The organism is Streptococcus sp. CF4-3, assembly GCF_024295385.1.
In the GTDB taxonomy this organism is placed as follows: domain Bacteria; phylum Bacillota; class Bacilli; order Lactobacillales; family Streptococcaceae; genus Streptococcus; species Streptococcus infantis_I.
Genome location: NZ_JANCPN010000003.1, coordinates 205795 through 231335 on the forward strand (window position 1 = coordinate 205795; position 25541 = coordinate 231335).

Consider the following 25541-nt stretch of genomic DNA (forward strand, 5'->3'; position numbering starts at 1 on the left):
TAAGAAATTCAAAAAAAATTAAGAGCAGTTTTTCAACTGCTCTTTTTCTTTATTCTGTTTCTTCTTGATTTTCTTCAGCTTTGACAGGTCGAGGTTCATATGCTCTGATAATCTGAGCAACGACTGGATGGCGAACCACATCCTTGGCTGAAAAATGAACGAAGTCGATCTGGTGAATATTCTTAAGTTTTTCCTGGGCATCAATCAAACCTGATTTAACATTACGTGGTAGGTCAATCTGGCTAATATCCCCATTGACAATCATTTTAGAATTGAATCCAAGACGTGTCAAGAACATCTTCATCTGCATGATGGTTGTATTTTGGGCTTCATCCAAGATGACAAAGGCATCATCCAAGGTACGTCCACGCATGTAGGCCAAAGGCGCAATCTCAATAATTTCTCTCTCCATGAGACGAGTTGTTTGGTCCTTCCCAAGAATTTGGTACAAGGCGTCATAGACTGGTCGAAGATAAGGGTCTACTTTTTCTTTCAAATCACCAGGTAGAAATCCTAGGCTTTCTCCAGCTTCTACTGCTGGACGAGTCAGGATAATACGCTTGACTTGGCCACGTTTGAGAGCTGTAACAGCCAAGGTCACTGCTAGGAAGGTCTTACCTGTCCCCGCTGGCCCAATCCCGAAGGTCACATCATGGTTCTTAACACTATCTACATAAAGTTTTTGACCTAGTGTCTTTACACGTATCGGCTTACCAGTATTGTCTTTGATAATCTCTTCTTCATAGAGGGCAACAAACTTATCGATTTCATTGTTTCTAACCATATTGATGGCTGTCACCACATCCGGAGTTCCTACTGTCATGCCACGATTGACCAAGACCATCAAGGCTTGAATTACTTGTCGTGCTTCTTCACAAGAAGACTCCTCTCCCAAGACTTGTACAATCTCTGTACGAGCATGGATGATAACATCTAACTCATCCTCCATCAAGCGAAGATAGCGTTCATTGGAACCAAAAAGATGAAACAGGTCATCTGGATGACTTAACTGAATGTCTATTGAATGTTCCTTCAAATAAAGAACCTCTCTAACTCTTTAATTTCTTTTTATTATAGCAAAGGCAATTAGAAATTGCTATCCTTAACACCAATGCCCTTTTTAATGTTCTAAATATTCTTGCCAGATACGATCGAAGTCTCCCATATTAAAGGAAAAACTAGCATGTTCTTCTAAAAATCGGCTCACCTGATCGAAATCATCCGTATGTTTTGGGAAGGCTGACTCCTCAAAGGCAAGATCCGCTAAATTTGCTTTGGGACTATGACTTTTAGGATTACGCTCTGTCATAAGCCAAGTATAAAATGATTTTCGCATAAGCCTCCCTAAATTAACTCTGTACCAAATTGGTCTTGTTTAATCTTTCCAGCTTTCATTAAACCACCAAGAGCTTTTTTAAACTGACCTTTAGAAATACCAAAGGTAGCCTTGATGTCATCTGGTGATGATTTGTCATTTAAGGTCATAAATCCACCATTACTTTCCAAGTAAGTCAGAATCATTTGTGCATCATTTTCTAACATCTCAAAAGAGCGAGGTTTTAGCGATAGATTAAGCGTTCGGTCAACTTCACGGAAACCAATGACACGCACATCTAACACTTGGCCCAAACGTGGCTCTGCATAGCGCTCACTTGGATGGATAAATCCAAGCATGTTGTTTTCTGGTAGATAGACAAAAGTTCCTGATAACTTAAGACGATAAACGATTGCAGGCCAGTTCTGATTTTGCATGTTGTTGTATGCTGGACGTGCCAAACGTTGGAAGTCTTCCTGATAAGCCAAAACTCCCCAGATACGGTCTTTCTTATCTACTTCTAGACGAATATAAAGTTTATCGCCCTTCTTAGGCCAAAGCTCTTTCAGTTCAGGTAGGATATCCAGTGACACAACGACTTCCTTGTCAGGAAGCCCTGTATCAACAAAAACACCTAAATCCTTACGAACCTCTGTTACCGTTCCCCAACCAAATTGATCTTGAGTTGCAGTCACTTCTTGAGTTGTCAAGCGAAGTTTTTGCTTCATGTCTGTGTAGGCGAAACCTTTAACGGTATCACCAACTGTATGCTGACCTTCTTCTTTAGCAAGAGCGTATGTTTGACCATCCTTTTGTACAAAGTAAAAACGGTCATTTTCATCGATGATGAGTCCAACGATAAAACTTGCAAGATTTGTATTCATGTTTCCTTCTTTCGAATAAAACTCAGCCAGCAATGCCAACTGAGTTTTTCTGTTTATTTCTTAGACTTCCAAGATTTCTTTTTCTTTATTGGCAGTCATGTCGTCGATGTGTTTAACAGCATCGTCTGTCGCTTTTTGAATATCTTTTTCAAGAGTCTTCAATTCATCTTCAGTGATTTCTTTAGCTTTTTCTTGTTTTTTAGCTTCATCCATAGCGTCACGACGAATATTACGGATCGCTACTTTAGCATTTTCACCAACTTTTTTCACTTCTTTAGCGAGGTCGCGACGAGTTTCTTCTGTAAGAGCTGGGATTACCAAGCGAATAACAGAACCATCGTTAGCTGGTGTAATACCAAGATCTGAAGCGTTTAAGGCACGTTCGATATCTTTTAGAGAAGATTTATCAAATGGTGTTACCAACAAGACACGCGCTTCAGGAATTGTGATAGAAGCGATTTGGTTAAGAGGTGTTTCGACACCATAGTATTCAACAGTAATACGGTCAAGCAAGCTAGCGTTAGCACGACCTGCACGGATACCACCAAATTCACGAGCAAGTGAGTGGTGAGATTGAGTCATTCTCTCTTTAGCTTTTTCTACAATTGCGTTAGCCATAATTTTTCTTATTCCTTTTCTTCGATATTGTTTGAAACTGTTGTTCCGATATTTTCACCAAATACAACACGTTTGATATTGCCAGGTTGGTTCATATTAAAGACAACCAAGTCAATGTCATTATCCATTGATAGAGTTGAAGCTGTTGAATCCATGATACGGAGACCTTTATTAATAACATCACGGTGAGTCAATTCTTCAAATTTAACAGCCGTTTTATCTTTCTTAGGATCCGCATTGTAGACACCATCTACACCATTCTTAGCCATCAAAATAGCGTCCGCTTCAATCTCGGCTGCACGAAGAGCCGCTGTTGTATCTGTAGAGAAGTAAGGTGAACCAATTCCCGCGCCAAAGATAACGATACGCCCTTTTTCAAGGTGGCGAAGGGCACGTCCACGAATATAAGGCTCTGCTACTTGTTGCATGGCAATAGCTGTTTGTACACGAGTATCAACACCAGCTTGTTGCAATGAATCTGCCATCACAAGAGCATTCATGACTGTCCCAAGCATTCCAGTGTAATCCGCTTGAACACGATCCATACCAGCTTCTGCTGCAGGTTCTCCACGCCAAAGGTTTCCACCACCGATAACCAAGGCGATTTCAATTCCTAGCTCGTGAACTTCCTTGATTTCTTGGGCCATACTTTGGACGGTTTTGATATCAATACCGACACCACGTTCGCCAGCAAGGGCTTCACCAGATAGCTTGATTAAGATACGTTTATACTTAGGTTCTACCATTTTCTCTCTCCTTTTTTCATCCTACCTATTTTATCACAATTTCAAGGATTTTTATAGTATCATGAACAATTCTTTCAAAAAAATTAGACAGATAAAAATTTCTCTAAATCAGACAAGGCACGTTCTGCAATTTTCTCATAACGAGCCTTTTTATCACGAATACGCTCACCTTCTAACTCCTTGATAATCCCGAAGTTGACATTCATGGGTTGGAAATGCTTGCTATCAGCATGAGTGATATAATGAGCTAAACTACCGATAGCTGTAGTCTCTGGGAAAATAGCCTCACTTTCTCCCTTGAAAAGACGAGCAGCATTGATTCCAGCAACTAATCCTGAAGCAGCCGACTCAACATAGCCTTCCACACCTGTCATCTGACCAGCAAAGAAGAGATTTGGCTGTTTCTTAGAACGGTATGTTTGCTCAAGAAGTTTTGGCGAATCCATATAGGAATTACGATGCATGACACCATAACGGACAAACTCAGCATTTTCTAGTCCTGGAATCATTTGGAAGACACGCTTCTGCTCTCCCCATTTGAGGTGAGTTTGGAAACCAACGATGTTATAGAGACTTCCAGCCGCATTGTCCTGACGAAGCTGAACGACTGCGTACGGTGTTTTAAAGTCGCCATCACGAGGCCCTTTATAGTCTTCTGGATATTCTAGACCAACTGGTTTCATAGGGCCATAAAGCATGGTTTTAGTGCCACGTTTAGCCATAACTTCAATTGGCATACAGCCTTCAAAGTACTTTTCTTTTTCAAAAGAATTAAGGGGTGCTTCCTCTGCATTGACCAAAGCTTCATGGAAATCCATAAACTCTTGCTTGGTCATCGGAGCATTGAGGTAGGCAGCTTCTCCCTTATCATAACGTGATTTAAGATAGACCTTGTTCATATCGATGGTGTTGACGTCGATAATAGGCGCTGCCGCGTCGTAGAAATAGAAGCCATCGCCGTCATTAAGGGCATGAATTTTCTCAGCCAGGGCATCGCTAGTCAAGGGACCAGTAGCGACAACCGTAATAACATCTGTCGGCAATTCTGTAATTTCATCACGAACCACTTCAATTAAAGGGTGATTGGCAATTTTTTCAGTAACCATTTGAGAAAAACCGTCACGATCAACCGCAAGCGCTCCACCTGCAGGAACACGGGTTGCTTCTGCTGATTCTAAAATCACAGAACCAAGACGACGCATTTCTTCCTTGAGGAGCCCGACAGCATTTGTAAGAGCATCCCCTCGTAATGAGTTGGAACACACTAATTCTGCAAAATTATCTGTTTTATGCTGAGGTGTTGATTTGACACCACGCATTTCATAAAGTTTAACTGGAATACCACGCTCTGCAATTTGGTAGGCTGCTTCCGAACCTGCCAAACCAGCACCGATAACATTGATATAAGATTGAGACATGACACTAATACCTCTTTGGGTGGAACCTAGGTCCAAATAAAAACAAGCTACTGGACTGTTTGACACCCACAAATCTTTCTAAATTAATACTTGGTCCATTATACCAAAAAGCTAAGTAAAAAGACAGACAGGAGGATTCCTGAATGTCTTTCCTAAATTATTGTTTAATAAAACTGAATTTTTTAAAATCATACGATCTCAGTTTGCTTTCATATTTTATAGTAAAACGTACTTCTGTATTCCTAGGTAGTTTTTCGATTTCAACTATTTGACCGAGTAAGTATTGAAAATCAGATTCTGTCCAATTCTCAAAATCTTCATTAGTTAATTGAAGATTTTGTCTTCGTACCTGCTCTATATCAATGTCTATCTCAATACTAAAAGTCGAACGATTTTCAGTAACTCTTTTCAAGAGTATATCTCGATAGCGAACAAGCACATCTTCATCTAGACTGTTGACTCTACTTGGGTCTAAATCCTCGATTAAGGGAGTTAGTTCTTCTACATCCGTCTTCAGAATTGCCTCTCTTTTTTCTTGTTCTTCAAGACGAGTTTTAGGGTTACCACTGTATTCTTCTTTTGGAACTAAAGAGTAATAGGATTCAAAAGATTCCAATTCAATTGAATTTTTAATATAGAGCTTCTTAAGCTGATTATCCTTTAAATACGTAGAAGTCAAACTATCACTTTGAAGTATCTTATTATAAGCTTCATCAAGTCGGTCATAGTTATCATCTTCAGAAACATACTCCATTTCTAAACGATAGACTGTTTTTTTGGAAAAACCAAAGAAAATTTTCTTTTCAACTTCTTTAAGTCGCGGATTGTATCTAAGGACTGGTGTCTTCTCAACATAATCTTTTTCAAAATCCACATAGACATCTACAAATTTTTTATTTCCTTTAATGTAAAATGGAAATCCGTAGTATCCAAAGGTATCAGCAGTCGAGTATCCTTCTGCTTCTAACCCTGCAGCTTCTACTACGGAACGAATGTTTGAAATAGCTGTTTTAGCTAAATCACGATCGACTCTGTTGTTACATGCTGACAAAATAAATAACGTGAGAATAGGAAACAGTAGGCCAAATACTTTCTTCAACACTTTGCTTTTCATTACCCCTCCAATTAAGCATTCGTAGTAAAGTACTTATGATTGTTATTTCTATTTCGGGAAGAAGGAAAACTTCCCTGTTTAGTCGTTTTCTTGTTTCTCTTCCCATTCGTGGTAGGCAGCGTAGAGCTGACTTTTGTTCCACTGATAAATCTTAGCGATTTCCTTAATGGCTTGATTTTTCTTAACACCTTCTTGGATGCGCTCTTGTATTTCAGAGAACAAATCCTCTTCATCCTTATCTACTACTTCTTGACTAGCACCTTCCACAATCAGAAGACACTCGCCCTTGAGCAGTGTTTCAGAGATACTTTCAAGCAACTCAGTGATTTTCCCCCGTTGGTATTCTTCAAAAATCTTAGTCAATTCTCGAACTAAGACAACTGAACGATCACCGTAGACCTCTAGCATATTTTCTAGGGTATCAGCCACACGATGTGGAGATTCATAAAAAATCTGGGTCTCAGGATAATCTTTTTTTGATTCGAAAAATTGCTTTTGTTGTCCCGATTTTCGAGGTAAGAATCCATAAAAAATGTGGGGTTGTGGAGCTAAACCACTGGCAATCAAGGCAGAAATTCCTGCGCTAGCACCTGGAACTGTGACAACTACTATATCTTCTTCAATTGCTGCCTTGACCAAATCATGCCCAGGGTCCGAGATACTAGGCAGACCGGCGTCAGAAACCTGAGCAATACTTTGTCCCGCTTTCAGAAAACCAATCAAATCAGGAATTTTATCCTTGGCATTATGCTCATGAAAACTGATTTGTTTGGTTGAAATATCGAAATGCTTCAGCAATAGACCAGTATTACGAGTATCCTCGGCAGCAATCCAGTCCACTTCTTTCAAAGTCTGAATAGCACGAAAGGTCATATCTTCTAGATTCCCAATCGGAGTTGCGACAAGATATAACTTACCATAAGGTGACTGACCTTTAAAACTTTTTTGAATCTGCATGCTTACTCCCTAAACAACAATTCATCACAAAACATACATTCTGCATCTTGTTCACGACGTTGACCATAAAAGTCGCGACATACATGAAAACCGTCATCATAGATTCGACTCACGTTTTCTCTAACATGTTTGGTCTTCGTTGGAGCTGTTTCTTCTTCCTCACTCAAGCGCTCTCTCAGTTTATCGTTCTCTAAACGAAGAGCTGTATTCTCTTCTACAACACTCTTGAGATTTTTTTTGATGGCTTCGACATCTGCCAAGGTTGCCAACAACTGTTGAGAAAAATCATCTAAGGCATCAAATAATTCTTTCTTGTTCATGAACAGCCCTTTCTTTTTCTGTTTTCATGTTCATTTTATTGTAAAACTAGGTATTCCAAAGAATTCTGGAAAGACACATTTGCTTTCCACATTTTTCTGGCTTCGAGAAGGTTTTGCAATATTGTACGTGCTGCATTTTTTTGAATCTCTTGGCCTGCTAAAACTTCTAAAATTCTAAAGACTTGGTCTTGTTTTTCTTTGTCATCTGCTAAACTAGCTAATTTTGAGACCTGTAAATAAGATTCCTTTTTTCCATCTTCTAACCAAGAATAGAATCGTTCACTTTCTTCAAGTAGAGTCCAAAAACTTGTTTGATTTATCAGTTTTTCGGCTTCTGCTTGCGATTGACTAAACTCAGCTAAAAGCCTTGCTTTATTTTTGACCAATCCTGCTTGTTCAAGTTGATTCCTAAGGCTTTCGACCTGTTTCTTAAATTGGAAAATCTGTGTGCGACTTCGAATGGTTGGTAAAATTTGCTCTTGATCATTGGTTAAGAAGAAAATATAAATCTCACTTTGCGGTTCTTCAATGACCTTTAGTAGTGAATTGGCGGCATTGGCATGCATTTTTTCTGCTTGTTCAATAATAAAAACCTGACGTTGATTTTCGATTCCTGATTGAGAAAACTGGCCAACTAATTCTCGGATTCGTTCCGTTTTAATGATTTGATTCATCGGACGAATAATGGTGACATCAGGAAATTCTTCCTGATCAATCAACTTACAATTTCGGCAAGACTCGCAAGGCAAGACACCTTGTTTTTCTGTACAGAATAAACTCTTAGAAAGAAATAAGGCCATCTCTAAACTTCCAAAATACCCTGAAAAGAGATAGGCATGATTCAGCTGTCTTTGTTCTAAGATGTGAACAAAACGGTCAAATTGCTGGGGTTGACAAGCTCTTAATTGCTCTTGATTCATTCTGTCAGCCCCATTCTGTCAAATAAAACTTGTTTAGTATTTTCAACCACTTGACTTAGTGGTAAACTCGCATCGATTTTAACTATACGCTCACCTTCTTTCTCAAGAAGGGAAAGATAGCCTTGACGAACTTTTCTGTGCAGGTCTAAACCTTCCAAGTCCAAACGGTTGACTTCGCGATCGCTGTTTGCCGCGATTCTTTCAAGCCCCTTTTCTACTTCAATATCAAAATAAAGTGTCAAATCCGGCTTGAGACCATCTGTCGCAAATTGATTGAGCCAGTCAATAGCTTCAATATCCAAACCACGACCAAAGCCTTGATAAGCAACTGAACTATCAATAAAACGATCCATGATGACCAATTTTCCAGCTGCAAGTGCTGGCAAGACCTTCTCTACTAGGTGCTGTCTACGACTTGCAATATAGAGAAGCAACTCTGTCTTTGGATCCATCTGAGTATGACTAGGATCTAAAATGACTTCTCGAATCTTCTCACCAATCAAAACACCACCTGGCTCACGTGTTGTTAAAAACTCAATATTCTTTTCTTCTAACAAAGGAAGGATAGCTTCAAGCACACTCGTTTTACCAGCTCCCTCTGGCCCCTCTAAAGAGACTAAAAATCCTTTTGACATGACGAACTCATTTCTTTTTTTCTTCCTTCTATTCTATCAAAAAAACAGGCATTTGTGAAAAGCTTTTTAACCTAATAAAAATTTATTCTGAAAAACTAGGATATACATTCGTTAATAAAGTAGATAATTATTTATTTAAGTTTCTATATTCGTAATCAACTACCATACTGTCTTATTTTGTCTTTGTATAGCTTGAAAAAAAGAACCTTGCATAGCAAGATTCTTTTAATGTCTGACTTAAATAATTGTTCTTCTGGGAACTAAATCGAATTAAGCTTCGATTTCTGTAACCATACCTGAACCAACAGTACGTCCACCCTCACGGATAGAGAATGTAGTACCTTGTTCTACGGCGATTGGGTGGATCAACTCAACGTCGATTGTCACGTTATCACCTGGCATTACCATTTCAGTACCTGCTGGAAGTTCGATTGAACCTGTAACGTCAGTAGTACGGAAGTAGAATTGTGGGCGGTAGTTGTTGAAGAATGGAGTGTGACGTCCACCTTCTTCTTTAGTAAGGATGTAAACTTCACCTTTGAATTTAGTGTGTGGGTTGATTGAACCTGGTTTAGCGATAACTTGTCCACGTTCGATTTCGTCACGTTGAACACCACGAAGAAGGACACCTACGTTATCTCCTGCAAGACCTTCGTCAAGTTGTTTACGGAACATTTCAACACCAGTAACAACTGCTTTTGAAGTTTCTTCTTTGATACCAACGATTTCGATTTCGTCGTTGACACGAACAGTACCACGGTCGATACGTCCTGAAGCAACTGTACCACGTCCAGTGATTGAGAATACGTCCTCGACTGGAAGAAGCAATGGTTTGTCAGTGTCACGTTCTGGTTCTGGAATGTACTCATCAACAGTGTTCATCAATTCCATGATGATGTCTTCATATTTAGAGTCACCTTCAAGAGCTTTAAGAGCTGAACCTTGGATAACTGGAAGATCGTCACCTGGGAAGTCGTATTCTGAAAGAAGGTCACGGATTTCCATTTCAACCAATTCAAGCAATTCTTCGTCGTCAACCAAGTCGATCTTGTTCATGAAGACGATAAGGTGTTTAACACCAACCTGACGTGAAAGAAGGATGTGCTCACGAGTTTGTGGCATTGGTCCGTCAGTTGAAGCTACTACAAGGATAGCTCCGTCCATTTGAGCGGCACCAGTGATCATGTTTTTAACGTAGTCCGCGTGTCCTGGAGCGTCGATGTGAGCATAGTGACGTTTTTCAGTTTCGTACTCAACGTGCGCAGTGTTGATAGTGATACCGCGTTCGCGTTCTTCTGGAGCAGCATCGATAGACGCATAGTCTTTAGGTTGGTTAACTGCTGAAGGCAAGCGACGTGCCAAAACAGTTGTGATAGCTGCAGTTAGGGTAGTTTTACCGTGGTCAACGTGTCCGATAGTACCAATGTTAACGTGTGGTTTACTACGATCGTATTTTTCTTTTGCCATTTGAGTAAAAGCCTCCAATAAAATATATTTTATAGATAGACAGTAGGCAATACAGTCTAACTTTCCTTACTATTTTATCAAATTTTAGCTAAATTGCAAGTGTTTTACAAAGTTTTTATTAATTATTCTTAATCTTACTATAAGTTGTCGATTTATTGATAAAAAAAGAAACAGATGAATCCGTTTCTTTTAAAATCTTTATTTTTCTCCCACTTCTTGTACTTCTTTATGTTTTTCATAAAGTCGGACTAGGAATTTGGATATTTCTTTGAGAATTGAGTAGGTAGGAACGGCAACGATCATACCTACGACACCATAGATATTACTTGACAACAATAATAGCACGAGAATTGTAATCGGATGAACTTTCATGACTCCACCAACAATACGAGGGTATAGGATATTCCCATCTACTTGTTGGATAATCAGCATATAGATAACTGCTATAATCATCTTTTGAGGATCTGTAAACAGATTTGAAATAATCATCGGAATTAGTCCAATACTCGGTCCAACATAAGGAATCAAATTTGCTAAACCTGAGAAAATAGCAAAAACTAATGCATATTTTAAGCCAATCACACTATAACCAATAAAAGCCAAACACCCGATAATAAATGCATCGATTGATACTCCACTTATGTAACGGGAAATAGTCTCATTCAAGTTTGTTATTAAACCAGATATATTGAGTTTGTCTCGCTTTAAAATAGTTCTTTCTAGCATCGGTAAGAATTTATGACCATCTAAAAGGAAATAAATCAAGAAAACCGGTGTCATAATGATAATTAAAACAGTGCTTACCAAAGCTGAAAGGACACTTCCCACACTATTTGTCACACTATTTAAGATATTCTGTAAAATATCGACATAAGAAAGATTTAATTGTTGGATTGTTTGTTGAATATCTAGCTCTTGGAAAGTAGGATATTTCGATAATTCTATCACTAAATCTTGGATTCGAGAATAGATATCTTGGCTAGAATTAATTAAGCTACTCAACTGATTGATTAAAATCGGCAAGAGATAGACGACAGCTATCACTATGGTTCCAAAGAGAACACAAAGTGTTAACAAAATACCAATGATTCGATTAATGCGACATTCCTTCTCTAAAAAGATAACGATTGGATTTGTTAAGTAGTAGAGAAATCCACCTAGTAAAAAAGGAATCATGATTGTATTTACGACACTTACAAATGGTGTAATAATAGCACCCATTTCTCGCCATAAGTAGAAAATAAGGGTTATTAATAATATCTCAGTGGTCCAGAAGAATAATTTATTTCTCCGAAACATAAGCCACCTCCTCTTTTTCCTATTTTACCATATTTCCAAAAAGATTGATAACCTACATTATAAAAACAAGAATATTTTTTGTCTTTATGATAGAATAAAGTTACTATGAAGAAATTATTTTTAACATTAATCACGCTTATTTCATTTGGTTCTGCTACTACTGTTTTTGCTCAGGATTTTGATGTCGCAGCAAAACACGCCATCGCTGTTGAGGCTAACAGTGGTAAGATTTTGTATGAAAAAGATGCAACCCAACCGGTTGAAATTGCCTCTATCAGTAAACTACTTACCGTTTACCTAGTATATGAAGCTCTAGAGCAAGGCAAAATCACTCTTTCTACCCCAGTGGAAATTTCAGATTACCCCTACCAGCTCACAACCAACTCCGAAGCAAGTAACGTTCCTATGGAAGCTCGTAACTACACTGTTGAAGAGTTGCTAGAAGCAACATTGGTATCTAGTGCCAATAGTGCGGCTATCGCATTGGCAGAAAAGGTTGCTGGATCAGAAAAAGACTTTGTTGATATGATGAAGGCTAAACTTCTTGAATGGGGAATTCAAGATGCTACCCTCGTCAATACAACTGGTCTAAATAATGAAACTCTTGGGAATAATATCTATCCTGGTTCTAAGAAAGATGACGAAAATAAGATGAGCGCCTATGATGTTGCAGTTGTCGCTCGTAATCTTATCCTCAAATATCCTCAAGTTTTAGAAATCACGAAGAAACCTTCTTCCACTTTTGCAGGAATGACTATTCATTCTACAAACTCAATGTTAGATGGTATGCCGGCCTACCGTGGGGGAATTGACGGCCTAAAAACTGGAACTACTGATAAGGCTGGAGCATCCTTTGTCGGAACAACTGTAGAAAAAGGAATGCGTATTATTACAGTTGTCCTTAACGCTGACAACCAAGATACCAATCCTTACGCTCGTTTCACAGCAACTTCAGCTCTTCTGGACTATATCTCATCTAATTTTGCTCTCCAAACAATCGTTAAGCAAGGGGAAAGCTACCAAGATAGCAAATCTCCAGTTTATGACGGGAAGCAAGATACGGTTACAGCAGTCGCTAAAGAAGATATAAAAATTGTTCAACGTCTTGGTAGTCGAGCGGAATCAAGTGTTACATACACACCTGATGCTACTGAGCATGTTGCTCCTCTAGAAGCAGGTACGGTCGTTGGACATCTGACCTATGACGACAAGGACTTAGTCGGTCAAGGTTATATCACAACTGACAAACCAACCTTTGAAATGGTTGCTGATAAAAATGTTGAGAAAGCCTTCTTCTTAAAAGTATGGTGGAATCGTTTCGTTCGATTTGTAAATGAAAAATTATAAAAAAATCGCGAAAAATCGCGATTTTTTCTTTATTGATTTTTTGATAGTGTAGAGTTTTTATAGCCATAAGTAAAGTAAGTAATAACTCCTACTATTAAGGCTAATACAAATGCTATCCAAGTTTCAAGAGTATATTGAAGCATAAAGGACACACAAATCGCAGAAATCACGATAGATACCACAAGAGCAGGTCCTGCTAGTGTTGCTGCAGCTGTTCCTGTAATGGTAAAAATACCAGTTCCCACCATGGCCCCAATTCCTTAAAGAATTAAATCCCATAACTTCAAATGACGATGCATTTCTGTTTTACTTAGACTGAAGTCTTTTATTCTAAAAATATTCATTCTTCATCTCCACTAACAATAATTGTTTTATTTTACCACAGATAATGTATTTTGTGAATATTTATAAAATTGTATCTAAAAAAACTGAACAAATGTAATATTTGCTCAGTTTTTTTATAATGATTACCCAACTGATCCTTCCATCTCATAGCTAATCAAGCGGTTAAGCTCAACTGCATACTCCATTGGAAGTTCTTTGGTGAAGGGCTCTACAAATCCCATGACAATCATCTCAGTTGCTTCAGTCTCTGACAAGCCACGACTCATAAGGTAATAGAGTTGTTCTTCTGAAATCTTAGATACTTTGGCTTCGTGTTCCAAAGCTACTTGCGAGTTGTGGATTTCATTAAATGGAATAGTGTCAGATGCAGACAAGTCATCCATGATAATGGTGTCACACTCGATGTGAGAAACAGATTTCTTAGAGTTCTTGTTGAAAGTCACTTGTCCACGGTAGTCTACCTTACCACCGCCTTTAGCGATTGATTTAGAGACGATAGACGAGCTCGTATGTGGAGCATTGTGGATCATCTTGGCACCAGTATCTTGGTGTTGCCCTGCATTGGCAAAGGCAATCGAAAGCATAGTCCCACGCGCACCTTCTCCATCTAGGTAAACAGATGGATATTTCATCGTCGTTTTGGCACCCAAGTTTCCATCAATCCACTCAACAGTCGCATCTTTCAAAGCTTTAGCACGTTTGGTTACCAAGTTATAAACGTTGTCAGACCAGTTTTGAATAGTCGTATAACGCATATAAGCTCCGTCCAAAGCAAAGATTTCTACAATAGCAGCGTGCAAGCTGTTGCTTGAATAAGTTGGCGCTGTACATCCTTCTACGTAGTGTACACTTGCTCCCTCATCAACGATGATCAAGGTACGTTCAAACTGTCCAGTATTTTCGTTATTGATACGGAAATAGGTTTGAAGTGGAATATCTACCTTGACACCTTTTGGCACGTAGATAAAGGTTCCACCTGACCATACTGCTGAGTTGAGGGCGGCCAACTTGTTATCTGTCGGCGGTACCAATTTCGCAAAGTATTGCTTAAACAAGTCTGGGTATTCCTTGAGGGCAGAATCTGTATCTGTAAAGATAATTCCTAACTTCTCAAATTCTTCCTTCATGTTATGGTAAACCACTTCTGACTCATACTGGGCAGAAGCTCCAGCTAGATAGGCACGCTCAGCTTCAGGAATCCCGATCCGTTCAAAAGTTTCTTTGATTTTTTCAGGAACGTCATCCCAAGAACGGGCTGGTTTATCAGATGGTTTTTGGTAGTAGATCAAGTCATCAAAGTCAATCTCTGACAAGTCTGCTCCCCAAGTTTGCATGGGCATTTTTTTGAAGGTTTCATAAGATTTCAAACGGAATTCCAACATCCACTCAGGTTCTCCCTTAGCAGCTGATAGTTCACGAATAACATCTTCATTCAATCCTTTTCCTGTCGATAGGACAGGCTCTACATCGTCATGGAAACCAAATTTATATTCACCAAGATCAATTGGTTTTGGTTCTACTCTTTCTTCAGCCATAATATCCTTTCTTTCATTCTTTTTTTTCTAATGATTTATAAGACAAAGAAAGCTTGTCTTATTTGTTTTCTTGGTCTCCAATTGTTTTCTTCAGGGCATTCCAAGCTAGGGTTGCGCATTTGATTCGCTGAGGGAATTTGGCAACTCCTGATAAGAAAGCTGCATCGCCGAGACTATCTTGTCTGTCATCTTTTTGCCCTTGAACCATTTCAGAAAAAATGGTTGCAAGTTCTAAAATTTCTTGCTTGGTCTTGCCCAAAACAGCATCCGTCATCATACTAGCAGAAGCAGTGGAAATCGTGCATCCTGAATTTAGAAAAGCAATATCTTCCAAACGATCCTCTGCGTCAAACTTGACAGAGAGGTTGATAACATCCCCGCAGGTTGGATTATTGAGGCTGATTTGCTCAGCATCTTCTAACTTTCCTTGATGATGAGGATTTTTCGAATGGTCTGCTACCACTGCCATATAAAGGCTATCTAGTTTAGAAAGTGCCATTGAAAAACTCCTTTGTCTTTTGTAGGGCATCTACCAACTTGTCGCAATCAGCCTTGGTGTTGTAGATATAAAAACTAGCGCGAGCTGTTGCTGGAACATCCAAATATTGAAGCAAAGGTTGCGCACAATGGTGACCCGCACGAACTGCCACGCCTTCATAATCCAGAGCAGTTGCAAGGTCATGAGGATGAAGATCACCTAGGTTAAAGGCAATAACTCCTGAACGTTGAGCCAAATCTTGCGAACCGTAAATGGTCAATCCTTCAATTGCCTGTAATTTTGGATAGACGTATGCAATCAATTCTTGTTCGTGGGCTTCAATGACGTCCATACCAATCTTTTCAAGATAATCCACGGCAGCTGCAAGTCCAATAGCACCAACCATATTAGGAGTTCCAGCCTCGAATTTCCAAGGCAATTCCTTCCAACTAGCAGATTGCTCATAGACGAAATCAATCATCTCGCCGCCAAATTCAACTGGTGACATTTGCTCCAGATATTTTTCTTTACCGTAAAGAACACCAATACCAGTCGGACCAGCCATCTTGTGACCTGAAAAGGCAAAGAAGTCCACATCCAAATCCTGTACATCAATCTTCATATGAGGCGTAGATTGAGCACCATCTACCACCATGATGGCTCCAACTTGGTGAGCCATTTGTGTGATTTCTTTGATAGGATTAACCACTCCAAGAACGTTTGATGCGTGAGCTAGTGAGACTAACTTGACCTTGTCAGTCAATTTAGCTCGCAAGTCATCCATATCCAGAGCTCCATCTTTGAGATAGACATAAACAAGCTCTGCCCCAGTCTTTCGGCAAGCTTCCTGCCATGGAATAATATTGGAATGGTGTTCCATGACTGAAATCAAGACCTGGTCATCTTCAGTCAAGATTTCCTCAGCGAAACGTGCCACCCAGTTGAGACTAGTCGTAGTTCCTCTAGTGAAGAGTACTTCCTTTGTCGAACCTGCGTTGATGAACTTGCGAATGGTTTCACGAGCGGCTTCATAAGATGCTGTCGCACGCTCTGCCAAGGTATGAACACCTCGGTGGACATTTGCATTATCCTGTTCATAGTAGCGGTTAATGGCTTCCAGAACAGCTAGTGGTTTTTGTGTCGTCGCAGCATTATCCAAATAAACCAGAGGTTCGTCATTGACAATCTGATCTAAAATTGGAAAATCCTTGCGAATAGCTTCTGCATCTAACATAGGCTTCCCCTTAGCGTTTTGACAATTTTTCTTCGATCGTCGCAATCATTTCATCACGAACTTCCTTGACAGGGATTTCAACGATAACGGATCCAAGGAAACCACGAACAACTAAACGTTCTGCAGTTGCCTTGTCCAATCCACGGCTCATGAGGTAGTACATGTCTTCTGGATCAACTTGACCAATAGAAGCCGCGTGACCTGCGGTGACATCATTTTCATCAATCAAAAGAATTGGGTTGGCATCGGAGCGTGCTTGGTCTGAAAGCATGAGAACACGACTTTCTTGTTGAGCATCCGCTCCCTTAGCACCCTTGATGATGTGTCCAATACCATTGAAGGTCAAAGTTGCTTTTTCAAGAATTACTCCATGTTGAAGGATATTACCGATAGAGATGCAACCATAGTTAGTCACTCGAGTATCAATCCCTTGCACCTGACGACCACTTGAAAGAGCTACGACCTTGAGGTCTGCATGGCTACCATTTCCAAGTAGGTCACTATCAAAGTCAGCAACAACATTTCCTTCGTTCATGACACCGATAGCCCAGTCGATACTTGCATCGTTACCTAATTTACCACGACGGCTAATGTAGGCAGTGACATTCTCACCAAGACGGTCAATTGCAGCAAATTTCACTTGAGCACCAGAACGTGCAATCACTTCAACAGTGATATTAGCAGTCGCCTTAGTACTACCCTCACCGCGTGATTCTAAACGTTCGAGGTAGCTGATTTTAGAGTTTTTACCTGCAATGATCAGAATATGCTTGTTAAATGGCACATCACTATCACTGTCTTGGTAGAATATTCCTTCGATTGGTTCTGTGATTTCGACATTGTCTGGAATATAGAGAACAGCACCACTATTAAAGTAAGCAGTATGATAAGCAGCCAACTTGTCATTGTCGTATTTTACTGATGACATGAAAAATTCTTCTACGAGTTCTGGAATTTCTTCTAAAGCCGAATGGAAGTCTGTAAAGACCACTCCTTGTTCAGCCAACTCAACTGGAATTTGTTCGAAAACAGTTTGAGTTCCAACCTGCACCAATTTCAAGTGATTATCTAAAGCAGTGAAATCAGGAACATTTGCTGATGGTTCACTTTCTGTGATGGTACCATCACCAAGATTCCAACGGTGAAATTTTACACGCTCAATGACTGGCAATTCCAAAGTCTCAATCTTGTCAAAAGCTTTTTGACGGAGGTCTGACAACCAGCTTGGTTCAGCGTGCATTTCTGAAAAAAGTTTAATAGTTTCTTTAGTCATTTACTTCTCCTAAAAGATACGAGGGAATTACAATTCTTCCTTGTAGTCATAGCCAAGTTCTTCAGCTAGTTTCGCGTATCCTTCACGTTCCAAGCGTGCAGCTAATTCTGGACCACCAGAAAGAACAACACGACCTTCCATCATAACGTGTACCACATCTGGTGTGATATAGTTCAAAAGACGTTGGTAGTGAGTAATGATCATAGCACCAAAACCTTCACCACGCATAGCATTCACACCTTTAGAGACAACTTTAAGGGCATCAATATCAAGACCAGAGTCAATCTCATCTAAGAGTGCAAAAGTTGGTTCCAACATCAAGAGTTGAAGAATTTCGTTACGTTTTTTCTCACCACCTGAGAAACCTTCGTTGAGATAACGCTCTGCCATTTCTTCTTTCATGTTGAGCAATTCCATTTTTTCGTCTAACTTAGTGATAAATTCACGAACTGAAATCTTCTCATCATCTTCTTTCCCAGCATTCATAGCTGCACGAAGAAACTCAGCATTTGTAATCCCAGGAATTTCTGATGGATATTGCATGGCAAGGAAAAGTCCCATACGCGCACGTTCATCCACTTCCAATTCAAGGATGTTTACACCGTCAAACAAGACTTCACCTTTAGTGACTTCATAGTTTGGGTTCCCCATAATAGCAGCTGAAAGAGTAGACTTACCGGTACCATTTGGTCCCATGATAGCTGCAATTTCTCCTGTTTTAAGAGTCAGATTGACCCCTTTTAAAATTTCTTTTCCTTCAATTTCAACGTGAAGATCTTTGATCTCTAATACTGACATGATTGTTCCTTTCTTTTCATCCTTTTTACTGTATTTACCAGAAATTTAACCTTTTTAAATCTCTAGAAAAACACGGTAAAATGTCAATAAATATACCTTAATAGTATAACAAAAAAAAGCCTAAAAGGCTTTGATTTTGTCTAGAAGCTAGGAGCTACTTCTTCCCTTGAAAATGATCATCTATAGCGCTCACAATTTTACCCATGATATAACTCACGCGAAAATTTCTCAGGATCAAAATAGCCCAAAGCAAGGCCACGATATACCGTTGCTCCATGATGGATTCATTAAAGAAATAAGTCTCAGCAGCAGTAAAGAAGGCCATGATAATAAATTGTTGTCTGTTCATAGTCTTTTACCACCAATTCCTTTTAATCTTCGGCTATAGTCACTTTATCTGCTAAAAATTCAAAGCCTTGAGGAAGTATGGACTCTTCAGTCTCTTCCTTCACGACTTGTTCTTGAGAACCTTTAGCTCTGCTTGAAAATGCAGCTCGAACTTCCTTCCATTCTTCCATAGAAATAGCAAGAATCTCTGGAGAAAATCCAGCGGCACGACTAAGAATATTGCCAAACATGGTGTTAAGATTGTCTCGTTTCATGGTTTGACCAGCATTGAAATTCGATTCAAAAGCCAAAATCGCATGGTGTTCATTAGCCGCAACTGGTTTAGAACCAGCTAAGAGTGCCTTATCTGGACCAGATAAGCTTTCAATGACTTCTCCCCAAGCATTCTGAAGACGGATTAAGTTTTGACGGGCTAAGTCTGGATTCTCTACTGCTTCTTGAAGAATAGACTGCACCTTATTTCGGTCTACACGATAGATTGATTTACTGTTAGTCGGACGACTTGGTGTAGAAACAGTTTGTTTGGGATTAGAACCAACATTTGCAAGAGCTTGTTTCAATCGTGCAACTTCTTCTCGAAGAGAAGACAATTCCTCAGCCACCTCACCTGAAAGTTCTGGTTGAGAATCAATTTCTGCTAAACGAATAGTCATCATTTCGGCATAAATTTTAGGTTGTAGGCTAGCCTTAATATCAGCTAGACTTTTAGTAGCAAAACTAATCATCTCAAACAAGACATCCTGCGGAAGAGCTAAGTTTTTCTCAAATGCATCACTATGATGTGTATTTTCTCCGCCTGCTTGAACAATTAAGATATCACGTAGATATTGCAGCAAATCGACTACAAAACGTGCCATGCTCTTTCCATTCTCAAAAATCAAATCAAGATTTTGAAGGGCTCCTGGTACATCCTTTTGAGCTAAAGCAGCTACGTAATAATCCAAGGCACTTAAACTAATGGTACCAGTGATTTCTTCTGAGACTGCAGTTGTCAATCTAGCTTCTTGGGTTAAGCTTAATGCCTGGTCTAGAATTGACAAGGCATCCCGCATCCCACCTTCAGCTCGTCGAGCAATAATTTCAACAGCTTCTGTTTCGTAATCAATCCCTTCTTTTTCTAAAATCTGGAAGATATGATCTCGAATATCCTGAGTCTTAATGGACTTGAACTCAAATCGTTGAACACGAGACAAAATAGTTGCAGGAATTTTATGAAGCTCAGTCGTTGCCAAAATAAAGACTACATTAGGAGTTGGTTCTTCCAGTGTTTTCAAAAGGGCATTAAAGGCACCTGTCGAAAGCATATGAACCTCATCAATGATATAAACCTTATACTGAGCTATACTTGGAGCATAAGTTGATTTATCACGAATATCACGAATTTCATCAACCCCATTATTAGAAGCAGCATCCATTTCGATAACGTCTTCTAAACTTCCATCCGTAACAGCTTGACAGATGTAACAGTTATTACAAGGTTCTCCCCCTACTTGATTAGGGCAGTTCATAGCCTTAGCAAAAATCTTAGCCACACTAGTCTTACCAGTTCCACGAGGCCCTGAAAATAGGTAGGCGTGACTAATCTTATCCTGTTCTACAGCCTGTTTAAGAGTTCTAGCAACAACTTCCTGGCCCACTAGCTGTGAAAAATTTTGACTTCTATATTTTCGATAAAGCGCCTGATACATTATGCTTTCTCCTCAAACATTGAAAATTTCCATACTGTCTTATCTAGTAAAATGGACACAAACTCTTCTAAATAGCATTGATCAATTTCATCATAATCATCAACATGAGATGAGTCCAAATCTAATACACCCAAAAGCTGTCCATTTTTTACCATTGGAAGTACGATCTCGCTACGAGCACTACTATCACAAGAAATATAATTTGGATAAGTCTTGACATCGACAACGATAACTGTTTGACGGCTAGCCGCTGACTCACCACAAACTCCTTTTCCGAGCGAAATTCTAACACATGAGACTCCACCCTGAAAAGGGCCTAAAATAAGCTCATTTCCGTCATATAAATAGAAACCTGCAAAGACAGTACGAGGAAAGTTCATTTTTAAGAGAGCACTAGCATTTGATAGATTAGCCAACACATTGGTCTCACCTTCTAAAAGACTAGAGAGTTGTTCATTTACAATTTGGTAAATTGATTCTTTTTCGGAATGTAACATAAATCCATTATATCAAAAAATACTAGTTGAAAAAAGAAAAATCCCTTGTTTTACAACAAAGGATTTATAATTAGTTCTGATTGATTAAAGTTCGATGTCTCCGAACAAGTCAGCCATTGAGAATCCCGTTTGAGTTTCAGGAAGTTCAAAGTCACGTTTTTCTTGACGTTTTGGACGACGTGGACGTGGAGCACGTTTTTCTTCGTTTTGTCCTTCTTCTTGAGCTGGACGTTCTTCAAGAGCTTTGATAGAAAGTGATACACGTTCTGCATCAGCATTAACATCAAGAACTTTAACAGTAACTTCTTGACCAACTGTAAGAGCTTCTTTTGGATTTTCAATACGTTTGTGTGAAATTTGTGATACGTGAACAAGTCCATCGATACCTGGCAATACTTCAACAAATGCACCGAAGTCAGTCAAACGTTTAACTGTACCTTCTACAACGTCACCTTTAGCCAATTTTTGCTCAACGCCATCCCATGGTCCAGGTGTTGTTGCTTTAAGTGAAAGTGATACACGTCCTTCTTCTTCGTTAAGGTCAAGGATTTTCACTTCTACTTCTTCACCAACAGTTACAACTGATTTTGGTGAAACGTTACGTTCGTGTGACAATTCAGTCAAGTGAACCAATCCGTCAACACCACCAAGGTCGATGAAAGCACCGAAGCTTGTGATACGAGCAACTTTACCAGTTACTACATCACCAGCAGCCAATTTACCGAAAACTTCTGCACGAGCTGCTGCAGTAGCTGCTTCTACAACTTCACGACGTGAAAGGATGAAGCGGTTTTCTTTAGGGTCAACTTCTTTGATTTTAGCTTCAAATTCTTGACCTACAAAACGCTCAGTGTTACGTACGAAACGAGTATCCAACATTGAAGCTGGGATAAATCCACGCAAACCTTCAAATTCTACTGAAAGTCCACCTTTAACAGCGCGAGTTCCTTTAACTGTAACAACTTCTTCTTCGCGTCCTACAAGTTTGTCCCATGCTTTGCGAGCTTCAAGGCGTTTTTTAGATACAAGGTATGTTACTGTATCAGTATCTTTACCAACTACTTGACGAAGTACAAGAACATCAAATACTTCACCTACTTTTACAAAGTCATTGATATCTGCATCGCGATCGTTTGTCAATTCGCGAAGAGTCAAGACACCTTCAACACCAGTTCCAGAGATTGCAACGTTAGCTTGATTAGCATCAACTGTCAATACTTCAGCACTAACAACATCACCAGGTTCAACTTGGCTAACGCTATTTAGCAAATCTTCAAATTCATTCATCTAAAAAATCCTCCAACAATCAAGTCTTTTTAACTTGACATACTTATAATTTTTTTCCTAAGCACCCGCAACGACATGAACATCTCGAACGTCCTTCAATTATAAAAATAAAATACCCTAAGATATTTTTCTTTTTATCTTGAATTTATTACCTAAGAACTGGGGTAGCTGGATTCGAACCAACGCATGAGGGAGTCAAAGTCCCTTGCCTTACCGCTTGGCTATACCCCATTGATGATATGGAGAGAGAGGGATTCGAACCCCCGAACCCGAAGGAGCGGATTTACAGTCCGCCGCGTTTAGCCTCTTCGCTATCTCTCCGACAATCAACGAAAACTATTATATCATGAAAATTTGCAAAAAACAAGCATTATTTTGCTAAATTATAGTTCTCAATCAATATTTCCACAGCTTTTTCAAGATTCTTGTAAAAACTATCGACATTTCCATTCTTTATGATTGCAAATTGGTTGTCTAGTTCGGCAATTTCGCCGATTAACTTTTTACCAATCATTAAAGTATAACCAGCGTACTTATCTTTTCCAACTACTACTTTAGCATCTGACAATTGAATCTCAATTTTTTTATCCTTTTTGCTCATACCATACCTCTTTTCACTTTTTCTATTTTACAAGAAATTCCCTAATCTAGCAAGAAAAAACTCTCTACCATGCTTATCTTGACAGAGAGTTTAAGGAATATTTTTTTAATTTGAAAATTGAATCATTAGTGAGTCGTCCCTCCGACCAACTTCAAATCTTTATCTTTATGGTCCACGATAGCACCAATAGCAGCTTCGATACCTCGGACAATATCTCTTAAGCACATGGATGCAGTATTAGGCTTATTTACCACTTGCTCTGTCATATAGGGAATATGCATAAATCCTGCTCTCATATTGGGAAATTTCTTATCCGCTAAATAGAGAGCCTGATACATCAGATGATTGCAAACAAAGGTTCCAGCTGTATTGGATACTGTAGCAGGTAGCCCTTCTTCTTTTATGGCTTGTACCATTGCTTTGATAGGGAGTGTGCTAAAATAGGCGGCTTCTCCATCAAGGCGAATTGGAGTGTCAATCGGTTGATTTCCTTGGTTATCTGGAATTCTAGCATCATCTTGATTGATAGCAACTCTCTCAGGAGTTAAACTCGCTCTTCCTCCTGCTTGTCCAATGCAAAGCACAACATCTGGATGGTATCGATTTATTTCTGCTTCTAAAACCTCTGCTGATTTATAAAAGACCGTTGGGATTTCTACCCAATGGAGCTCTGCACCATTGATTTCAGACGGTAATGATTTAACAGCTTCTAGAGCTGGATTGACCTTTTCACCACCAAAAGGATCAAATCCTGTAACTAATATTTTCATTTTATTTCCTTTACTAAAATGCCAAAAAGTACATCAGAAATACATGTATGATAATCATGACAATAGCTACTCCTACTTGTGCTTTGATAACGCCATTTGGATCTTTCATATCCAAAAGGGCTACAGGTAGAGTATTGAAATTAGCAGCCATTGGGGTTAATAGAGTCCCACAACAACCTGCTGTCATAGCAAGAGCACCCGCCATAATTGGATCTGCTCCCAAGGAAAATACAAAGGGCACACCAATTCCAGCAGTAATGACAGTAAAGGCCGCAAAGGCATTTCCCATAATCATTGAAAATAGAACCATCCCCAACACATAAGCCACTACACCCATCAACCGACTCCCCGAAGGCACAAAATCACTTATCAGATGTGACATTAAATCTCCAACTCCTGCTACGGTAAAAATCGCTCCCAAAGCCCCTAAAAGTTGGGGCACAATCCCACTAGTTGAGACTTGCTGAACCATGCGATTATTTTCTGCCAGCAAGCTTTTAGGAGAACTTTTAGTAATCAATAAAAGAGAGATGGTTGCAAGAAATGCTGCAAGGCTGATAGCAATCTTACTAAACTCAGGGATCATTTTTGCTAATACTAAAGCAATCAAAGCCATCAACATGACCGGAATAAAAATTTTATTCTTCAACCGTTTAGCTTCAATATTTGCCTTGACTTCATTCAGAGATGGCAAGGTCCCGATACGAACCTGTTTAAAGAGTGTTAGTAGGGCTAAGAGCACTACGATAATTCCAACAACGATAGATGGTAGATAGGAACCACCAATAAAACTGATTCCCAATAAAGCCCAAAACCCAGCTGTTCCAAAGCGAACTGGGTTTGTTTTGTCTTTATAGCTACAATAGGCCGTGTGAAGAAATTGACAACCAATCACAATATAGGTTAACTCTAATAACTGTCTTGCTAGATTGGTCATTCTTCTTTTCCTTTACTAAGCTTATTCGCTAGCAGTTTTCTATCAAATAAGTAATTGTACAGCCCTACCACAAGTAGGGCAACTCCTGCAACAATAAGAGAAGCCGAAGCGATCCCTGCATAATTACTTTCGTAACCTAATTGGTCCAGAGTGCCCCCCACCAAGAGGACACCACCTGCACCAACGAAAGTGTTCTGAGCAAAGAAATTTGCAAAATTATCATTTGCTGCTGCACGCGCTTTTAGCGCTTCGCTCTCCTGCTCCGTTAATTTTCTACCTAATTGTGACTCTGCCGCTGCTTGTCCCATGGGTTGAACCAGAGGCCTTACAAACTGTGGCTGCCCTCCGATACGAATGGCAAAGAAGCTGTCGAGTTCCCGAAAAAAGAAATAAACGGTATAAAAACTTCCTACGGTCAGCCCCTTTATCCTTTGAATCAAGTCAATCGAACGTTGCTTGAGGCCAAAAGTTTCAGATAAACCAACCAAGGGCAAGGTTACCATAAAAATCGTAAGAACTCGTTGATTGCTAAATTCTCTTCCTAAAATTTCCAAGAACTCAACAAGAGAAACTCCAGAAACTAGAGCTGTAACTAAACTAGCTAAGACTACCGTTGCGATGGTATCTAATTTATAGATAAAACCAACCACAATGATAACTATCCCTATTAGTTTAATCCATTCCATATAGGCCCCTTTATTCCAAAAATA

27 protein-coding genes, 2 tRNA genes and 1 pseudogene are annotated in these 25541 nt (G+C 39.4%); 1 reads left to right on the top strand and 29 read right to left on the bottom strand.

From position 1 onward, the window contains the following. Positions 1 to 49: 49 nt before the first annotated feature. The 13 genes from NML75_RS04100 to NML75_RS04160 all read right to left on the bottom strand — a co-directional run bounded on the left by NML75_RS04100 (position 50) and on the right by NML75_RS04160 (position 11693). Complete coding sequence (locus NML75_RS04100) at positions 50 to 1036, bottom strand: PhoH family protein (protein WP_004253290.1); 987 nt, start codon at positions 1034 to 1036, stop codon at positions 50 to 52. An 84-nt stretch (positions 1037 to 1120) separates the two neighbouring features. Then, positions 1121 to 1336 (bottom strand): YozE family protein, encoded by a 216-nt coding sequence (locus NML75_RS04105; protein WP_004253287.1) that lies wholly within the window; start codon positions 1334 to 1336, stop codon positions 1121 to 1123. Between the two features lie 8 nt (positions 1337 to 1344). After that, positions 1345 to 2199 (bottom strand): RNA-binding virulence regulatory protein CvfB, encoded by an 855-nt coding sequence (gene cvfB, locus NML75_RS04110; protein ID WP_254804117.1) that lies wholly within the window; start codon positions 2197 to 2199, stop codon positions 1345 to 1347. A 60-nt stretch (positions 2200 to 2259) separates the two neighbouring features. After that, positions 2260 to 2817 carry a ribosome recycling factor gene (gene frr, locus NML75_RS04115; protein ID WP_006152642.1) on the bottom strand — a complete coding sequence of 186 codons (558 nt, stop codon included), beginning with the start codon at positions 2815 to 2817 and terminating at the stop codon, positions 2260 to 2262. 8 nt (positions 2818 to 2825) lie between these two features. Continuing rightward, the gene (pyrH, locus tag NML75_RS04120; RefSeq protein WP_004253279.1) at positions 2826 to 3563 is read right to left on the bottom strand and encodes a UMP kinase; all 738 of its coding nucleotides are present in this window, start codon (positions 3561 to 3563) and stop codon (positions 2826 to 2828) included. 83 nt (positions 3564 to 3646) lie between these two features. Continuing rightward, positions 3647 to 4981: a methylenetetrahydrofolate--tRNA-(uracil(54)-C(5))-methyltransferase (FADH(2)-oxidizing) TrmFO gene (gene trmFO / locus NML75_RS04125; protein WP_254804118.1), complete on the bottom strand. Its 1335-nt coding sequence runs from the start codon at positions 4979 to 4981 to the stop codon at positions 3647 to 3649. Positions 4982 to 5138: 157 nt separating this feature from the next. Continuing rightward, a complete protein-coding gene (locus tag NML75_RS04130; RefSeq protein ID WP_254804119.1) occupies positions 5139 to 6095 on the bottom strand; it encodes a hypothetical protein in 957 nt (318 codons plus the stop codon). 78 nt (positions 6096 to 6173) lie between these two features. Further along, a complete protein-coding gene (gene rsmI / locus NML75_RS04135) occupies positions 6174 to 7052 on the bottom strand; it encodes a 16S rRNA (cytidine(1402)-2'-O)-methyltransferase (protein ID WP_254804120.1) in 879 nt (292 codons plus the stop codon). A gap of 2 nt (positions 7053 to 7054) precedes the next feature. Continuing rightward, a complete protein-coding gene (gene yabA, locus NML75_RS04140; RefSeq protein WP_004253267.1) occupies positions 7055 to 7372 on the bottom strand; it encodes a DNA replication initiation control protein YabA in 318 nt (105 codons plus the stop codon). A 35-nt stretch (positions 7373 to 7407) separates the two neighbouring features. Beyond that, the gene (locus NML75_RS04145) at positions 7408 to 8292 is read right to left on the bottom strand and encodes a DNA polymerase III subunit delta' (protein WP_254804121.1); all 885 of its coding nucleotides are present in this window, start codon (positions 8290 to 8292) and stop codon (positions 7408 to 7410) included. Further along, positions 8289 to 8927, bottom strand: coding sequence for a dTMP kinase (tmk, locus tag NML75_RS04150; RefSeq protein WP_254804122.1), 639 nt, complete (start codon positions 8925 to 8927; stop codon positions 8289 to 8291). The genes NML75_RS04145 and tmk overlap by 4 nt, the downstream gene beginning before the upstream one ends. 270 nt (positions 8928 to 9197) lie before the next feature. Next, the gene (tuf, locus tag NML75_RS04155) at positions 9198 to 10394 is read right to left on the bottom strand and encodes an elongation factor Tu (RefSeq protein ID WP_004253262.1); all 1197 of its coding nucleotides are present in this window, start codon (positions 10392 to 10394) and stop codon (positions 9198 to 9200) included. A gap of 198 nt (positions 10395 to 10592) precedes the next feature. Continuing rightward, positions 10593 to 11693, bottom strand: a complete 1101-nt coding sequence (locus tag NML75_RS04160) for an AI-2E family transporter (RefSeq protein ID WP_060955865.1) — start codon at positions 11691 to 11693, stop codon at positions 10593 to 10595. A gap of 105 nt (positions 11694 to 11798) precedes the next feature. Here NML75_RS04160 and pbp3 point away from each other — a divergent pair, with 105 nt between their 5' ends. Then, complete coding sequence (gene pbp3, locus NML75_RS04165; protein WP_060955866.1) at positions 11799 to 13040, top strand: D-alanyl-D-alanine carboxypeptidase PBP3; 1242 nt, start codon at positions 11799 to 11801, stop codon at positions 13038 to 13040. A gap of 122 nt (positions 13041 to 13162) precedes the next feature. Here the strand turns inward: pbp3 and NML75_RS04170 are convergent. From NML75_RS04170 to NML75_RS04245, 16 genes and pseudogenes are all read right to left on the bottom strand, one after another. Further along, positions 13163 to 13384, bottom strand: a pseudogene (locus tag NML75_RS04170) (amino acid permease); the annotation flags it as partial. A 123-nt stretch (positions 13385 to 13507) separates the two neighbouring features. Continuing rightward, positions 13508 to 14920, bottom strand: coding sequence for a Fe-S cluster assembly protein SufB (sufB, locus tag NML75_RS04175; protein WP_004253255.1), 1413 nt, complete (start codon positions 14918 to 14920; stop codon positions 13508 to 13510). A 58-nt stretch (positions 14921 to 14978) separates the two neighbouring features. Beyond that, positions 14979 to 15419, bottom strand: a complete 441-nt coding sequence (sufU, locus tag NML75_RS04180; protein ID WP_254804123.1) for a Fe-S cluster assembly sulfur transfer protein SufU — start codon at positions 15417 to 15419, stop codon at positions 14979 to 14981. Continuing rightward, positions 15406 to 16632 carry a cysteine desulfurase gene (locus NML75_RS04185; RefSeq protein ID WP_254804124.1) on the bottom strand — a complete coding sequence of 409 codons (1227 nt, stop codon included), beginning with the start codon at positions 16630 to 16632 and terminating at the stop codon, positions 15406 to 15408. Before NML75_RS04185 ends, sufU begins: the two co-directional genes overlap by 14 nt. Before the next feature lie 10 nt (positions 16633 to 16642). Then, positions 16643 to 17905: a Fe-S cluster assembly protein SufD gene (sufD, locus tag NML75_RS04190; RefSeq protein ID WP_254804125.1), complete on the bottom strand. Its 1263-nt coding sequence runs from the start codon at positions 17903 to 17905 to the stop codon at positions 16643 to 16645. A 27-nt stretch (positions 17906 to 17932) separates the two neighbouring features. Then, on the bottom strand, positions 17933 to 18703 hold the full coding sequence (gene sufC, locus NML75_RS04195) for a Fe-S cluster assembly ATPase SufC (protein ID WP_000114489.1): 771 nt from the start codon (positions 18701 to 18703) through the stop codon (positions 17933 to 17935). Between the two features lie 154 nt (positions 18704 to 18857). After that, a complete protein-coding gene (locus tag NML75_RS04200; RefSeq protein ID WP_006153320.1) occupies positions 18858 to 19052 on the bottom strand; it encodes a DUF3272 family protein in 195 nt (64 codons plus the stop codon). Between the two features lie 22 nt (positions 19053 to 19074). Further along, positions 19075 to 20739, bottom strand: a complete 1665-nt coding sequence (gene dnaX, locus NML75_RS04205) for a DNA polymerase III subunit gamma/tau (RefSeq protein WP_254804126.1) — start codon at positions 20737 to 20739, stop codon at positions 19075 to 19077. Beyond that, positions 20739 to 21236 carry a GAF domain-containing protein gene (locus NML75_RS04210; RefSeq protein WP_254804127.1) on the bottom strand — a complete coding sequence of 166 codons (498 nt, stop codon included), beginning with the start codon at positions 21234 to 21236 and terminating at the stop codon, positions 20739 to 20741. The genes dnaX and NML75_RS04210 overlap by 1 nt, the downstream gene beginning before the upstream one ends. 84 nt (positions 21237 to 21320) lie before the next feature. Further along, a complete protein-coding gene (rpsA, locus tag NML75_RS04215; RefSeq protein ID WP_004253232.1) occupies positions 21321 to 22523 on the bottom strand; it encodes a 30S ribosomal protein S1 in 1203 nt (400 codons plus the stop codon). Between the two features lie 159 nt (positions 22524 to 22682). Continuing rightward, a tRNA-Gln gene (locus NML75_RS04220) sits at positions 22683 to 22754 on the bottom strand. A gap of 9 nt (positions 22755 to 22763) precedes the next feature. Further along, positions 22764 to 22844 (bottom strand) — tRNA-Tyr (locus NML75_RS04225). A 49-nt stretch (positions 22845 to 22893) separates the two neighbouring features. Continuing rightward, entirely contained in the window at positions 22894 to 23124 is a 231-nt protein-coding gene (locus tag NML75_RS04230) for a DUF2969 domain-containing protein (RefSeq protein WP_070677178.1), read from the bottom strand. Between the two features lie 125 nt (positions 23125 to 23249). Next, positions 23250 to 23894, bottom strand: coding sequence for a pyroglutamyl-peptidase I (gene pcp, locus NML75_RS04235; RefSeq protein ID WP_254804128.1), 645 nt, complete (start codon positions 23892 to 23894; stop codon positions 23250 to 23252). Positions 23895 to 23907: 13 nt separating this feature from the next. Then, a complete protein-coding gene (locus NML75_RS04240; RefSeq protein WP_254804129.1) occupies positions 23908 to 24831 on the bottom strand; it encodes a DUF979 domain-containing protein in 924 nt (307 codons plus the stop codon). Beyond that, a complete protein-coding gene (locus tag NML75_RS04245; RefSeq protein WP_254804130.1) occupies positions 24828 to 25517 on the bottom strand; it encodes a DUF969 domain-containing protein in 690 nt (229 codons plus the stop codon). Before NML75_RS04245 ends, NML75_RS04240 begins: the two co-directional genes overlap by 4 nt. Between the last annotated feature and the right edge of the window lie 24 nt (positions 25518 to 25541).

Bases quoted from the DNA above. Each gene is read 5' to 3' on its own strand.
- NML75_RS04105 (WP_004253287.1), bottom strand. From the start codon at position 1,336: ATGCGAAAATCATTTTATACTTGGCTTATGACAGAGCGTAATCCTAAA.
- cvfB (WP_254804117.1), bottom strand. From the start codon at position 2,199: ATGAATACAAATCTTGCAAGTTTTATCGTTGGACTCATCATCGATGAA.
- frr (WP_006152642.1), bottom strand. From the start codon at position 2,817: ATGGCTAACGCAATTGTAGAAAAAGCTAAAGAGAGAATGACTCAATCT.
- pyrH (WP_004253279.1), bottom strand. From the start codon at position 3,563: ATGGTAGAACCTAAGTATAAACGTATCTTAATCAAGCTATCTGGTGAA.
- trmFO (WP_254804118.1), bottom strand. From the start codon at position 4,981: ATGTCTCAATCTTATATCAATGTTATCGGTGCTGGTTTGGCAGGTTCG.
- NML75_RS04130 (WP_254804119.1), bottom strand. From the start codon at position 6,095: ATGAAAAGCAAAGTGTTGAAGAAAGTATTTGGCCTACTGTTTCCTATT.
- rsmI (WP_254804120.1), bottom strand. From the start codon at position 7,052: ATGCAGATTCAAAAAAGTTTTAAAGGTCAGTCACCTTATGGTAAGTTA.
- yabA (WP_004253267.1), bottom strand. From the start codon at position 7,372: ATGAACAAGAAAGAATTATTTGATGCCTTAGATGATTTTTCTCAACAG.
- NML75_RS04145 (WP_254804121.1), bottom strand. From the start codon at position 8,292: ATGAATCAAGAGCAATTAAGAGCTTGTCAACCCCAGCAATTTGACCGT.
- tmk (WP_254804122.1), bottom strand. From the start codon at position 8,927: ATGTCAAAAGGATTTTTAGTCTCTTTAGAGGGGCCAGAGGGAGCTGGT.
- tuf (WP_004253262.1), bottom strand. From the start codon at position 10,394: ATGGCAAAAGAAAAATACGATCGTAGTAAACCACACGTTAACATTGGT.
- NML75_RS04160 (WP_060955865.1), bottom strand. From the start codon at position 11,693: ATGTTTCGGAGAAATAAATTATTCTTCTGGACCACTGAGATATTATTA.
- pbp3 (WP_060955866.1), top strand. From the start codon at position 11,799: ATGAAGAAATTATTTTTAACATTAATCACGCTTATTTCATTTGGTTCT.
- sufB (WP_004253255.1), bottom strand. From the start codon at position 14,920: ATGGCTGAAGAAAGAGTAGAACCAAAACCAATTGATCTTGGTGAATAT.
- sufU (WP_254804123.1), bottom strand. From the start codon at position 15,419: ATGGCACTTTCTAAACTAGATAGCCTTTATATGGCAGTGGTAGCAGAC.
- NML75_RS04185 (WP_254804124.1), bottom strand. From the start codon at position 16,632: ATGTTAGATGCAGAAGCTATTCGCAAGGATTTTCCAATTTTAGATCAG.
- sufD (WP_254804125.1), bottom strand. From the start codon at position 17,905: ATGACTAAAGAAACTATTAAACTTTTTTCAGAAATGCACGCTGAACCA.
- sufC (WP_000114489.1), bottom strand. From the start codon at position 18,703: ATGTCAGTATTAGAGATCAAAGATCTTCACGTTGAAATTGAAGGAAAA.
- NML75_RS04200 (WP_006153320.1), bottom strand. From the start codon at position 19,052: ATGAACAGACAACAATTTATTATCATGGCCTTCTTTACTGCTGCTGAG.
- dnaX (WP_254804126.1), bottom strand. From the start codon at position 20,739: ATGTATCAGGCGCTTTATCGAAAATATAGAAGTCAAAATTTTTCACAG.
- NML75_RS04210 (WP_254804127.1), bottom strand. From the start codon at position 21,236: ATGTTACATTCCGAAAAAGAATCAATTTACCAAATTGTAAATGAACAA.
- rpsA (WP_004253232.1), bottom strand. From the start codon at position 22,523: ATGAATGAATTTGAAGATTTGCTAAATAGCGTTAGCCAAGTTGAACCT.
- NML75_RS04230 (WP_070677178.1), bottom strand. From the start codon at position 23,124: ATGAGCAAAAAGGATAAAAAAATTGAGATTCAATTGTCAGATGCTAAA.
- pcp (WP_254804128.1), bottom strand. From the start codon at position 23,894: ATGAAAATATTAGTTACAGGATTTGATCCTTTTGGTGGTGAAAAGGTC.
- NML75_RS04240 (WP_254804129.1), bottom strand. From the start codon at position 24,831: ATGACCAATCTAGCAAGACAGTTATTAGAGTTAACCTATATTGTGATT.
- NML75_RS04245 (WP_254804130.1), bottom strand. From the start codon at position 25,517: ATGGAATGGATTAAACTAATAGGGATAGTTATCATTGTGGTTGGTTTT.